The sequence below is a fragment of the Bradyrhizobium sp. Kon58 genome (genome assembly GCF_055807455.1).
This window is the reverse complement of record NZ_JBVVOT010000017.1, coordinates 1-12,634: the sequence shown is the minus strand read 5'-3', so window position 1 is coordinate 12,634 and position 12,634 is coordinate 1. Positions and strand designations below refer to the sequence as shown.

The following is a 12,634-nucleotide window of genomic DNA, read 5'->3' as shown; positions in this document are numbered from 1 at the left end:
GCTACTCCGCGGCCTCGGCCGGCGCGATGCGGCGGGAATGCCGCGCCTGCGCGTCGTAGGCCTTCTGCCAGTCGGACGGGCCGTTCGACGGCGAGATCTGCACCGCCGTGACCTTGTATTCGGGGCAGTTGGTCGCCCAGTCCGAATAGTCGGTCGTGATGACGTTGGCCTGCGTGTCCGGATGGTGGAACGTGGTGTAGACGACGCCCGGCGCGACGCGATCGGTGATCTCCGCACGCAGCGTGGTCTCGCCGGCGCGGCTCTTCAGCCGCACCCAGTCCCCGTCGCGCACGCCGCGCTGTTCGGCATCGTGTGGATGGATCTCCAGCCGGTCTTCGGCATGCCAGACCACGTTTTCGGTGCGCCGGGTCTGCGCGCCGACATTGTACTGGCTGAGGATGCGGCCTGTGGTGAGCAGCAGCGGATAGCGCGGGCCGGTGCGTTCGTCGGTCGCGACATATTCGGTGACGACGAACTTGCCCTTGCCGCGGACGAAGCCGTCGATATGCATCACCGGCGTGCCCTCGGGCGCCTTGTCGTTGCAGGGCCACTGCACCGAGCCGAGCTCGTCGAGCTTGGCATAGGAGACGCCGGCGAAGGTCGGGGTCAGCGCCGCGATCTCGTCCATGATCTCGGAAGGATGGCTGTAGGTCATCTCGAAGCCCATGGCCTTGGCGAGGCCGATGGTGACCTCCCAGTCGGCGAGGCCGTTCTTCGGCATCATCACCTTGCGGACGCGCTGGATGCGGCGCTCGGCATTGGTGAAGGTGCCGTCCTTCTCGAGGAAGCTGGAGCCAGGCAGGAACACATGGGCGTAGTTCGCGGTCTCGTTTAGGAAGAGGTCGTGGACGATCACGCATTCCATCGCCGATAGTGCCGCCACCACATGCTTGGTGTTGGGATCGGATTGCAGGATGTCCTCGCCCTGCACGTAGATCCCCATGAACGTGCCTTCGACCGCGGCGTCGAACATGTTGGGAATGCGCAGGCCCGGCTCGGGGTTGAGCTTGACGTTCCACAGCGCCTCGAACTGGTCCCGCACGGCATCGCCCGAGATGTGGCGATAGCCGGGCAGCTCGTGCGGGAACGAGCCCATATCGCAGGAGCCCTGCACGTTGTTCTGGCCGCGCAGCGGGTTCACGCCGACGCCGGGGCGACCAATATTGCCCGTGGCCATCGCGAGGTTGGCGATCGCGATCACGGTGGTCGAACCCTGGCTGTGCTCGGTGACGCCGAGACCGTAGTAGATCGCGCCGTTGCCGCCGGTGGCGTAGACGCGCGCTGCCTCTCGCAGATCCTTCGGATCGACGCCGGTGAGGATGGCGGTGGCCTCCGGGCTGTTGTTCGGCCGGGCGACGAAGGCCGCCCATTCCTCGAACTCGCTCCAGTCGCAGCGTTCGCGCACGAAGGCTTCGTCGACGAGACCTTCGGTGACGATCACATGCGCCAGTGCCGTCATCACCGCAACGTTGGTGCCGGGCATCAGCGGCAGGTGCAGCGCCTTCACATGCGGCGATTCCACCATCTCGGTGCGACGCGGATCGATCACGATCAGCTTGGCGCCCTGGCGCAGCCGCTTCTTCAGGCGGGAGGCGAACACCGGGTGGGCCGAAGCGGGGTTGGCGCCGATGATGACGACGACGTCGGTGTCCTCGACCGAGTCGAAATCCTGCGTGCCGGCAGAGGTGCCGAACGTGGTCGAGAGGCCATAACCGGTCGGGGAGTGGCAGACGCGGGCGCAGGTGTCGACGTTGTTGTTGCCGAAGCCGGCGCGGATCAGCTTCTGCACCAGATAGGTCTCTTCATTGGTGCAGCGGGACGATGTGATGCCACCGATGGCGTCGCGGCCGTATTTCTTCTGGATGCCGCGCATCCTGTCGGCGGCAAACGAGAAGGCCTCGTCCCACGACACTTCGCGCCAGGGATCCTCGATCCGCTCGCGGATCATCGGGTTGAGGATGCGTTCCTTGTGGTTGGTGTACCCCCAGGCGAAGCGGCCCTTGACGCAGGAATGGCCGCGATTGGCCTTGCCGTCCTTGTACGGCACCATGCGGACGACTTCCTCGCGGCGCATCTCGGCTTTGAAGGCGCAACCGACACCGCAATAGGCGCAGGTGGTGACGACCGAGTGTTCGGGCTGGCCGACCTCGATCACGGATTTCTCGGTCAGCGTCGCAGTCGGGCAGGCCTGCACGCAGGCGCCGCAGGAGACGCATTCGGAGCCGAGGAAGCTCTCGCTCATGCCGGGCGACACGCGGCTGTCGAAGCCGCGGCCGGAAATCGTCAGCGCGAAGGTGCCCTGCACCTCCTCGCAGGCGCGGACGCAGCGCGAGCAGACGATGCACTTGGAGGGATCGTAGGTGAAGTACGGGTTGGACTCGTCCTTCGGCATCCAGGCGGCGTTGATCTCGCCGTTGGACTTGCCGGGTGTCTTGGCGAAGACGTGGTTCTCGCCCTCATAGCCGTAACGGACGTCGCGCAGGCCCACGGCGCCGGCCATGTCCTGCAACTCGCAATCACCGTTGGCACCGCAGGTGAGGCAGTCGAGCGGATGGTCGGAGATGTAGAGCTCCATCACGCCCTTGCGCAGCTTCTTGAGCCGTTCGCTCTGGGTGTGAACGACGAGACCGGGCATCACTGGCGTGGTGCACGAGGCTGGCGTTCCGGCGCGGCCCTCGATCTCGACGACGCAAAGGCGGCACGAGCCGAATGCGTCGACCATGTCGGTCGCGCAGAGTTTTGGGATCTGGTGGCCGGCGTCCATCGCCGCCCGCATGATCGAGGTGCCCTCGGGCACCGTGACCTGGTTGCCGTCGATGGTCAGCGTCACCATCGTTTCCGATTTCGAGCGCGGCGTGCCGAAGTCGATTTCTTCGATCAGAGACATTGTCGTTCTCCTATTCCGCGGCCTGAAGCGTGGTCGGGGCCGGGACGAAATCCTCCCGGAAGTGCTTCAGTGCGCTGAGCACGGGGTAGGGCGTGAAGCCGCCGAGCGCGCAGAGCGAGCCGAATTTCATGGTGTTGCAGAGGTCTTCGACGAGTGCGAGGTGTTCACTCACGCGCTCGCCGTTGATGATCTTCTCGATCGTCTCGACGCCGCGGGTCGAGCCGATCCGGCATGGCGTGCACTTGCCGCAGGATTCTATGGCGCAGAATTCCATGGCGAAACGCGCCTGCTTGCGCATGTCGACGCTGTCGTCGAACACGACGATACCGCCATGGCCGATCAGGCCGTCGCGCGCGGCGAAGGCCTCGTAGTCGAACGGCGTGTCGAACAGCGCGCGCGGGAAGTAGGCGCCCAGGGGGCCTCCGACCTGTACCGCGCGGATCGGGCGGCCCGTGAACGTGCCGCCGCCGATGTCATCGACGAGCTCGCCGAGCGTCACGCCGAACGCCGTCTCGAACAGCCCGCCGTGACGGATGTTGCCGGCGAGCTGGATCGGCATCGTACCGCGCGAGCGGCCCATGCCGAAATCGGCATAGGTCTTGGCGCCTTCGGCCAGGATGAAGGGGATGGCGGCGAACGACAGCACGTTGTTGATGACGGTCGGCTTGCCGAACAGGCCGTGATGGGCGGGCAGTGGCGGCTTTGCGCGCACGAGGCCGCGGCGGCCTTCGAGGCTTTCCAGCAGCGAGGTCTCTTCGCCGCAAACGTAAGCGCCGGCGCCGACGCGCACCTCGAGATCGAAGCTGTGCGTGGAACCACCGATGTTCGCGCCGAGATAGCCGCTGCGCTTCGCAGCCAGGATGGCCGCGTTCATCGCCTCGACCGCGTGCGGATATTCGCTGCGGATATAGATGTAACCCTTGGTCGCGCCGACGGTGAGGCCGGCGGTCGTCATGCCCTCGATGACGAGAAAGGGATCGCCTTCCATGATCATGCGGTCGGCGAAGGTGCCGCTGTCGCCTTCGTCGGCGTTGCAGACGATGAACTTGCGATCCGCTTTCGCCTGCGCGACCGTCTTCCACTTGATGCCGGTCGGGAAGCCTGCGCCACCGCGGCCGCGCAGGCCGGACGCCGTCACTTCATTGAGGATGGCTTCCGAGCCGAGTGACAGCGCGCGTTCGAGGCCCTTGTAGCCGCCATGGGCGCGGTAGTCGTCGAGCGAGCGCGGGTCGATCACGCCGCAGCGCGCGAAGGTCAAGCGGGTCTGGCGCTTGAGCCAGGGGATCTCGTCGGTGGCCCCGAGCCGCAGCAGATGTGGCGTATTGCTCGCGAGGGCGTCGAGTAGGGAGGACACATCGGTCTCGGTCACAGGGCCGAACGCGATCCGGCCCTGCGGTGTCGCGACCTCGACCAGCGGCTCGAGCCAATACAAGCCGCGCGAGCCGGTCCTGACGATCTCGACAGCAATGCCACGCTTGGCTGCAGCCTGCTCCAGCGCAAGCGCGACCTCGTCGGCGCCGACCGCAAGCGCGCCCGCGTCGCGAGAGACATATAGACGGATGCTCATCGTTGCGCCTCCGCAACGAGCGCATCGATACGCTTTTCATCGAGCCGGCCGATCAGCCGGCCGTCGAGCATCGCGGAGGGCGCGGTCGCGCACAATCCGAGGCAGTAGATCGGCTCCAGCGTGACACGGTCGTCGGCCGTGGTGTGGCCGAGCGATACGCCGAGCTTCGCCTCCGCACGTGCCGCCAGCGCGTCGCCGCCCGCCGCCTGACAGGCCTCCGCGCGGCAGAGCTTCAGCACATGGCGGCCGGCCGGCTTGTGGCGGAAGTCATGATAGAACGTGAACACGCCATGCACTTCGGCGCGAGACAGATTGAGAGCCTGCGCCACGATGGGAATGGCTGCCGCCGGCACATAGCCGAACGCCTCCTGGAGTGCGTGCAGGATCACCAGCGTCGCGCCTTCCTGCTCGCTGTGTTCGGCGATGATCTCGGCGCCGCGCGTTTCGTCCCAAGGCTCAAAAACCGCTGTCATTCTTCGTTCTCAACCAGAGCGTCTGCTGATCGCAAACTATTTGGAATCGTTCGAAGATCAATAAAGCTGTCTCATGCTGCGATTGCGGATTCCGATCGATTTGCGATGGCAATCACTCGATCTGAAATTGCAATTGAAGCCGTCCGCCGGGCGGTTTTTGCGTGTTGAACGGGGGCGAGCATGCTAGCTTGCATGCCACCACACAATTCGAGGGGATGACCGGTTGCTCGACAAGCTTGAACTGTTGCTGGCGCTGGCGAAGGAGCGGCATTTCGGCCGGGCCGCCGAGGTGTGCGGCGTGACGCAACCGACGATGTCGACCGGGCTGAAGCAGCTCGAGGAGATCCTCGGCGTGATGCTGGTTCAGCGCGGCTCCCGCTTCCAGGGTTTCACGCCGGAAGGCGAGCGGGCGCTCGATTGGGCGCGGCGGATTGTGGGTGATGCTCGCGCGATGCGTGACGAGATCAACGGGCTGAAGCATCAGCTCTCCGGCGAGATCCGTATTGCTGCGATCCCGACCGTGCTGGGCATGGTCGCTGCGCTGACGACGCCGTTCCGCGCCAGGCATCCTGAGGTGCGTTTCAGTATCCGCTCCACGACCTCATCCGAGGTGCTTGGATTGCTCGAGAATCTCGAGGTGGATGCGGGGCTGACCTATATCGAGAACGAGCCGATCGGGAAGGTGCGCACCATCCCGCTCTACAGCGAGAGCTATCGTCTGCTCACCGCGCCGGATGGAATGTTCGGCGATCGCGAGACGGTGACGTGGCAGGAGGTCGGACAAGTGCCGCTGTGCCTGCTGACGCCCGACATGCAGAACCGCCGCATCATCGACCGCGCATTACGTTCGGTCGGCGCCGAGGCGACGCCGACCTTGACCTCGAATTCGCTGCTCGTGCTGTTCACGCATGTGAAGACGGGGCGCTGGGCCAGCGTGATGCCGGCCAAGCTCGCCGAGACGCTCGGCCTGTCCGATACCGTGCGGTCGATCCCGATCATCGATCCCGATGTCAATTACAGCATCGGCATGGTGATCCCGCAGCGTGATCCGATGACGCCGCTGATCGCGGCGCTGGTCAATGTCGCGCGGGAAGTCGCGCCGTCGCTGCAATCTTAGGGTTCAGGCCGCGGCCGATATTCCTGACGCCGATTTGATCGCGTCGCGGGGCAGGGTGACGCGCACGACGGTGCCGACCTCGAGCTTGGAGCGCAGCCGCATCGAGCCGCCATGAAGCTGCGCCAGCGAGCGGGCGATCGCCAGCCCCAGTCCCGAGCCATGATAGGTCTTGGTGAGCTGGCTCTCGACCTGCTCGAACGGGCGGCCGAGCCGCGCCAGCGAATGCGGCGCGATGCCGATGCCGGTGTCGGCGATCATCAGCACGATCCTGTCGTCGAGCTGCCGGCTGCGCACCACGATGCGTCCGCCGTCGGGCGTGAACTTCACGGCGTTGGAGAGCAAATTGACGATGATCTGCTTGGTGGCGCGCCGGTCGGCGACGACGGAGATGGATTTTGCGATGTCGGCGTCGAGCGTCAGGTGCTTGTCCTGTGCGCGGCCGGTGACGACCCGCAGGGATTCCGCCAGCGTCTGCGCCAGGTCGAGCTCTTCCATGTCGAGCTTCATGCGGCCGGCCTCGATCTTGGACATGTCGAGGATGTCGTTGATGACTTCGAGCAGGTAATGCCCGCTGGTCAGGATGTCGTGGCAGTATTCCTGGTACTTCTCCGAGCCGAGTTCGCCGAACATGCCCGAGCCCATGATCTCGGAGAAGCCGATGATCGCGTTCAGCGGCGTGCGCAGCTCGTGGCTCATATTGGCGAGGAATTTCGACTTGGTCTGGTTGGCTTCCTCGGCGCGGGTCTTCTCGCGCTGGTATTTTTCGGCGAGGTCGGCGAGTTCGCCCGCCTGGCGCTCCAGGGCTGCCTGCGAGCGCTTGAGGTCGATGACGGTGGCGCGCAGGCGTAGATCGTTGTCGACCAGCTTCTGCTCGTGCTCCTTGATGCGGGTGATGTCGGTGCCGACCGAGACGTAGCCGCCGTCCTTGGTGCGGCGCTCGCTGATGTGCAACCAGCTGCCGTCGTCGAGCTGCGCCTCGAAGGTGCGCGCGCCGGGGCCCTGGCTCGCCGTCTCGTTGTGCCGGGTGCGGACCTCGGGCATGCGGCCGACCTCGAGCACGGTCTCGTAGGAGGTGCCGGGGATGACGGCGCTGTCGGGCAGCTTGTGCAGGCGCTGGAAGTGCGAATTGCAGAGCACCAGGCGGTCGCTGGCGTCCCACAGCACGAAGGCTTCGGGAATGGTCTCGATGGCGTCGCGCAGGCGCAAATCGGCTTCGACAGTTCGCTCGGCGAGGCTCTTCTGCTCGGTGATGTCGACGGCGATCCCGATCAGGTGAACACTGGAGTCCGTCGCGCCGCTGGTCTTTTCGCAGCGGACGCGCAGCCAGATCCAGTGGCCGTCGACATGCTGCATGCGGAAGGTCTGGTCGATGTGGTCGATCTTCTCGGAGATGAGCTGGTCGGCGATCTCGAACAGGTCGATGTCGTCGGACTTCACCAGCGCGTTGACCTCGCCGAAGGTGAGGAGCTCGTTGCGGCCGTCGAGGCCGAGCATCGAAAACATCGACTGCGACCAGAAGATGCGGCCGCGCGACAGGTCCCAGTCCCACAGCCCGCAGCGACCGCGGTTGAGCGCGGTGTCGATCCGGCCGCGCACGGCGTCGTTGATCAAATCGCCCTCGCGGGCACGGGTGGACTGCCAGTGGAAGGCGAAGCCGAGGATCAGGACCACGAAGCCGGTGGTGGCCGACAGCGTCACCGACAGCGCGGCGTCCGAGCCCCAGATCGGCTCGTTGCGCTCCTGGATCACGGTGACGAAGCCGGGCAGCGACTTGATCTGCCGCGCGGTCGCCATCGCGGCGTTGCCGTTCGGCAGCGTCAGGTCGGAGATGTTGCCGTCGTGCGGCGGCGCCGCCATCAGTTGCGCCGTCGTGATTGCGTCGAGCAGGCGATCGTTGCCCGCGGGATCGCCGTCGACCGGGATGCGGGCGAGGATGCGGCGGTCGAGTCCAGCCGAGGTGACGATGACGTGCCGGCCCGAGGCGGTGCCCCAGGATGGAATGAGGTCAGGCAGCAGCGCCGGCAGGCTCTCGATGTTCTTCAGCCGCTCCTGTCGCGCCGAGGTGAGGCGGTCGATGCGCTCGGCGAGCAGGTCGGCGAGCGCCGAGATGTCGTGGCGGATCACCAGCCGCTTCTGGCGCGTCTGGTCGACGACCTGTACGAACGCGCCGAGGCAGATCGTGATCAGGAACGCGATGATGAGCGTCGGCACGGCACGGCGCAGCGCAGGCTCCGCGATCAGGAGCCGATGATAGGCAGGTTTCGCGATCGATTGCGCCAATCCTTTGATCGAATCGGATTGGACGCACGCGTTCGCGGCGTCTGCACGCGACATGCCTAAAGCCCCCTGGAACCTGCTTGCAACTTGATTTTGGAAGCAGCCCCACATCGCTTCCGAATCATGGTCGATTTGAATCCAGATTTCGCGGGCTGTCGAGAGTCAACGAATCGTTAACGCGAATTTATTCTTATCCAACGCGCAGTTTGTGCGTCGCGCGTCCGCAAACTTACGTGCGCGGCGAGTCCGAAACGAGAACGTGTGACTCCTCGCACATTCTCTGTCACGCACGCGGCGGTTCGGCGTGACTGATGACGCGCTTCACGCTCGGGAACGCGCGCCGCAACGCGCGCTCGATCGCGTCGACATGCTCGTGCACCCTGATCACGCTCATCGACGGCTCGGCGCGGCAGTGGAAGTTGACGATCTCGCCGGCGTCGGTGTTGCGGACGCGGACATTGTGGATGTCGTGGATCTCGCCGCCGGCGGCATATTCCGTCAGGGCGGCGGCGATGGCCTGCACCCGTTCCGGTGCGGCATCGACCCCGAACGGCAGCTCCGGTTCCAGCGGCTCGATGTGGACGTCGACCTCGACGTCCGCGCCGAACTCTTCCTGGATGTTGCGTTCCAGCGTGTTGGCGACGTCGTGGGCGGCGTCGAGCTGCATCCCGGCGTCGACCTCGAGGTCGATGCTGACGATCAGCTTGGCGCCGAGATCGTGCACGGTGACGTGGTGGATGGCGAGGCCCGAATTGTGGGCGATGACCATGATGCGGTCGCGCACGGTCTCATTGTCGCGCGCCACGGGGACTGCGGTGAAGGTGAGGTCGGTATCGCCGAAGGCCTTTTCGACCGCTGCTTGCGCGCTGCGCTTGATGTCCTCGACCCGGTCGATGGGATAAGTCCGCGGCACCTTTGCAATCGTGTCGATGAACGTGGTGGCGCCGACCATGCGCACGCGGAGCCGCTCGACGCCAATCACACCCGGCACGCTGCGGATCGCAGCCGTGGCCGTCTCATGCGCGCCTTCGGGGGCGCGGTCGACCAGCGTCTGCACGGTCGAGCCGGCCATGCGCAGGCCGAGCAAGGCGATCATCACGGCCACCGCGGCGGCGGCGGCCGCGTCGCCCCACCAGAAGCCGAGACCGGCGAGGATCAGGCCCACGATCACGGCGAACGAGCCCATCACGTCGGAGGCGAAATGCAGCGCATCGGCGGCGAGCGCCTGGCTCCTGGTCTCCCGCGCGGCACGGTGCAGGGCACGGGCGCGCCAGAGATTGACGACGATGTCGATCACCAGCACCACGAACGGCACGGCCGAAATGGTCGGCGGTGCGGTTCCCTCGCGCAGCCGGCTGTAGGACTCGACCAGGATGCCGCCGGCGAGCACGTAGAGCAGGGCCGTGACGCCCAGTGCCGAGACGCTTTCGAGCTTGCCGTGGCCGTAATGATGCTCCTCGTCCGCCGGCTTGTCGGACACCCGCACCACCGCCCAGGTGATGATGGTGGCGACCAGGTCGATCGAGGAATGCAGCGCCTCGGAAATCAGCGCCAGCGAGCCGATCGCGATCCCGACCGCAAACTTGGCCGCCGCCATGCCGCCACTGGCGAAGATCGAGATCGCTGCGACCGAGGTCTTGTTGTGTTGGGAGCTCATGGCGGGGGATGTAGCAGGCCGCGGGTGAACATCAAGCGACGATCCACAGGCGTAGACGCTAGTGAGTTGCAGGAGCGGGATCCCCCTGGTTTTGTAGGGTGGGCAAAGGCGCGGAGCGCCGTGCCCACCATCTTTCGGGGACGCTGACGCATGGTGGGCACGCTTCGCTTTGCCCACCCTACTCGACCTAGGTCTTTGGCCCCAGGAATGTTACGGCACCGTCACGACGATCTTGCCCAGGTGCTTGTTCGCCTCCATGTGCTCGAACGCCTTGTCGATGTCGTCGAAGGCAAACACCTTGTCGATCGGCAGCTGCAGTTTTCGCGACTCGACCGCGCCCCATATGTCCTTGCGGACCTCCTCAAAAATCTCGCGGACCTCCTCGATGCTGCGGGTGCGGAAGGTGACGCCGACATAGTCGATGCGGCGCGCCGCGTGCAGGTCGAAGTTGAAATCGGCATGGGTGCCGCCGAGCCGGCCGACATTGACGATGCGACCCTTGACCTTGGTCGCCGCGAGGTTCTGGCTTGCGACCTTGCCCGAGACCTGGTCGACGATGAGATCGACACCTTCGCCGTTCGTCGCCTTCAGCACCTCGTCGACCCATGCGGGGTCGGAGGAATCGACCGCGAGGTCGGCGCCATACTCCTTCAGCCGGCCGCGGCGGGTGGCATCAGTCGAGGAGCCGATCACGAGTCTCGCGCCCTTGAGCTTCGCAATCTGCATCGCCATCAGGCCGACGCCGGAGCTTGCGCCCTGGATCAGCACGGCTTGCCCGGGCTGCACGCCGCCGATGGTGACGACGGCGTTGTGCATGGTCGCGAGCGCGACGGGCAGGGTGGCGGCTTCCTCGAAATTCATGTTCGAGGGCGCGCGGAACAGCCGGCCGTGATCGGCCAGCGCATATTCGGCAAACGCCGCGCCGCCCGAGCCCATGATGCGGTCGCCGACCTTGACGCCCTTGGCATCCGGTCCGAGTGCGGCGACTTCGCCGGCCCATTCCATGCCGAGCACGGTGCCGGCACCGCCGGCCGCGCCGTGGGCGTGGCCCTTGCGCATGCCGGTGTCGGCGCGATTGAGGCCACAGGCGCGGACCCGGACCAGCACCTGGGTGCCTTCAGGCTTTGGTTGAGCGATGTCGGAAATTGTAGCGCCACCAGGGCCGTAGACATAAGCCTTCATGAATTGCTCTCGCTTCTTGCAGTGATTACTCCGCAGCCTGCGCTGTCGGATGAACGATCATGCCTTCGAGCCGGCTGCAGATGATAGCCTCCGCTTCGCGCACGATGCGGGAGATCAGTTCGGCGCAGGTCGGGATGTCCTGGATCAAACCCTGGACCTGGCCCGCCGACCAGATGCCTTCGTCCGAGTTGCCGGTCGCGTAGACCATCTTGCCGCGGGCGCCTGCGACGAGCTCGCGGATATCCTCGAACTTGGCGCCTTCCTTCTCCATCGCGACGACCTTGGTCGAGATCTCGTTCCTGGCGACGCGGGAGGTGTTGCGCATGGTGCGGAAGATCAGCTCGGTCTCGCGCTCGTCATTGGCGACGATCTTCTCCTTGATGAGCTGATGAATGGGGCTCTCTTTGGTCGCCATGAAGCGGGTGCCCATGTTGATGCCTTCGGCGCCCAGCGCCAGTGCGGCGACGAGGCCGCGGGCGTCGGCAAAGCCGCCGGAGGCGATCATCGGGATCTTGATCTTGTTGGCGGCGGCCGGGATCAGGATCAGGCCGGGGGTGTCGTCCTCGCCGGGATGGCCGGCGCATTCGAACCCGTCGATCGAGATGGCGTCGACGCCCATGCGCTCGGCCGAGAGCCCGTGACGGACGCTGGTGCATTTGTGCACGACCTTGACGCCGTGCTTCCTGAACTCGTCGACATGCTCCTGCGGCTTGTTGCCGGCGGTTTCGACCACCTTGATGCCGCTCTCGATGATGGCGGCGCGATATTCGGCATAAGGCGGCGGCTTGATCGCGGGCAGGATGGTGAGGTTGACGCCAAACGGCTTGTCGGTGAGATCGCGGCAGCGGGCGATCTCCTTCCTGAGGTCCTCCGGTGTCGGCTGGGTCAGCGCCGTGATGAAGCCGAGCGCTCCGGCATTGGCAACGGCGGCGACCAGCTCGGCGCGCCCGACCCATTGCATGCCGCCCTGGACGATCGGGTGCTCGACACCGACGAGCTTGGTGAACCGTGTCTGCAGCATGATCTGTTTCCTCCGCCTGTGTGGCGCTCTGTTATCGTTTGATGGCGGCAGGATGCCGCCCGGGTCAGGAAAAGTCTATTGGGAGGGCGTGCGGTGGAGGCGGGGCGATCATGCGGGGAGTGGGGGGATTCCGCAGGGCGGATAATTGAGGTGGTAGCACCGGGTGGCGCGAGGGTTTTTGTGCGCCGCTGCTTCAACACCGACGGAGGATGAGGAGCTTTCGGAGACCGTCAACTTGCATTTCCGTCGCAAGGCATGCCTCCGCCCTCTCGCGGCGCATTCGCCCGAGCTTTGCCTGATCGCATCGCCCTCGTCGTGACAAGGGCGCAGGGAAGGCCGGGCGCCGGCTGGTACCCGCAAGTCCGTGCGCCAAAGGAATGCACACGGGGTGGACCACAGGTTCGCCGGATCGCCCGGCCTTCCCTGCGCGATGGTTTTAACGTGTCCTTCGTG

Annotated in this window: 8 protein-coding genes; 1 reads left to right on the top strand and 7 read right to left on the bottom strand. The window is 65.6% G+C overall.

Annotation, left to right across the window (positions count from 1 at the left end; genetic code table 11):
- Window position 1: 1 nt before the first annotated feature.
- The 3 genes from fdhF to AC0L20_RS24870 are packed head-to-tail and all read right to left on the bottom strand — an operon-like array spanning window position 2 to window position 4,927.
- The gene (gene fdhF / locus AC0L20_RS24880) at window positions 2-2,887 is read right to left on the bottom strand and encodes a formate dehydrogenase subunit alpha (RefSeq protein ID WP_473293314.1); all 2,886 of its coding nucleotides are present in this window, start codon (window positions 2,885-2,887) and stop codon (window positions 2-4) included.
- A 10-nt stretch (window positions 2,888-2,897) separates the two neighbouring features.
- Window positions 2,898-4,454 carry a formate dehydrogenase beta subunit gene (locus tag AC0L20_RS24875; RefSeq protein ID WP_473293312.1) on the bottom strand — a complete coding sequence of 519 codons (1,557 nt, stop codon included), beginning with the start codon at window positions 4,452-4,454 and terminating at the stop codon, window positions 2,898-2,900.
- Window positions 4,451-4,927: a formate dehydrogenase subunit gamma gene (locus AC0L20_RS24870; RefSeq protein ID WP_473293308.1), complete on the bottom strand. Its 477-nt coding sequence runs from the start codon at window positions 4,925-4,927 to the stop codon at window positions 4,451-4,453. The genes AC0L20_RS24875 and AC0L20_RS24870 overlap by 4 nt, the downstream gene beginning before the upstream one ends.
- A 223-nt stretch (window positions 4,928-5,150) precedes the next feature.
- Between AC0L20_RS24870 and AC0L20_RS24865 the strand changes: the two genes are divergently transcribed.
- Window positions 5,151-6,044 (top strand): LysR family transcriptional regulator, encoded by an 894-nt coding sequence (locus tag AC0L20_RS24865; RefSeq protein ID WP_473293305.1) that lies wholly within the window; start codon window positions 5,151-5,153, stop codon window positions 6,042-6,044.
- A gap of 3 nt (window positions 6,045-6,047) precedes the next feature.
- Here AC0L20_RS24865 and AC0L20_RS24860 read toward each other — a convergent pair whose 3' ends face one another.
- From AC0L20_RS24860 to AC0L20_RS24845, 4 genes are all read right to left on the bottom strand, one after another.
- Window positions 6,048-8,378: a PAS domain-containing sensor histidine kinase gene (locus AC0L20_RS24860; RefSeq protein WP_473293303.1), complete on the bottom strand. Its 2,331-nt coding sequence runs from the start codon at window positions 8,376-8,378 to the stop codon at window positions 6,048-6,050.
- A 226-nt stretch (window positions 8,379-8,604) separates the two neighbouring features.
- Window positions 8,605-9,978 (bottom strand): cation diffusion facilitator family transporter, encoded by a 1,374-nt coding sequence (locus AC0L20_RS24855; protein WP_473293301.1) that lies wholly within the window; start codon window positions 9,976-9,978, stop codon window positions 8,605-8,607.
- A gap of 210 nt (window positions 9,979-10,188) precedes the next feature.
- Window positions 10,189-11,160: a zinc-binding dehydrogenase gene (locus tag AC0L20_RS24850; protein ID WP_473293299.1), complete on the bottom strand. Its 972-nt coding sequence runs from the start codon at window positions 11,158-11,160 to the stop codon at window positions 10,189-10,191.
- Window positions 11,161-11,185: 25 nt separating this feature from the next.
- Window positions 11,186-12,181: an NAD(P)H-dependent flavin oxidoreductase gene (locus AC0L20_RS24845; RefSeq protein WP_473293295.1), complete on the bottom strand. Its 996-nt coding sequence runs from the start codon at window positions 12,179-12,181 to the stop codon at window positions 11,186-11,188.
- Window positions 12,182-12,634: the final 453 nt, after the last annotated feature.

Bases quoted from the DNA above. Each gene is read 5' to 3' on its own strand.
- AC0L20_RS24860 (WP_473293303.1), bottom strand. From the start codon at position 8,378: ATGTCGCGTGCAGACGCCGCGAACGCGTGCGTCCAATCCGATTCGATC.
- AC0L20_RS24875 (WP_473293312.1), bottom strand. From the start codon at position 4,454: ATGAGCATCCGTCTATATGTCTCTCGCGACGCGGGCGCGCTTGCGGTC.
- AC0L20_RS24845 (WP_473293295.1), bottom strand. From the start codon at position 12,181: ATGCTGCAGACACGGTTCACCAAGCTCGTCGGTGTCGAGCACCCGATC.
- AC0L20_RS24850 (WP_473293299.1), bottom strand. From the start codon at position 11,160: ATGAAGGCTTATGTCTACGGCCCTGGTGGCGCTACAATTTCCGACATC.
- fdhF (WP_473293314.1), bottom strand. From the start codon at position 2,887: ATGTCTCTGATCGAAGAAATCGACTTCGGCACGCCGCGCTCGAAATCG.
- AC0L20_RS24870 (WP_473293308.1), bottom strand. From the start codon at position 4,927: ATGACAGCGGTTTTTGAGCCTTGGGACGAAACGCGCGGCGCCGAGATC.
- AC0L20_RS24855 (WP_473293301.1), bottom strand. From the start codon at position 9,978: ATGAGCTCCCAACACAACAAGACCTCGGTCGCAGCGATCTCGATCTTC.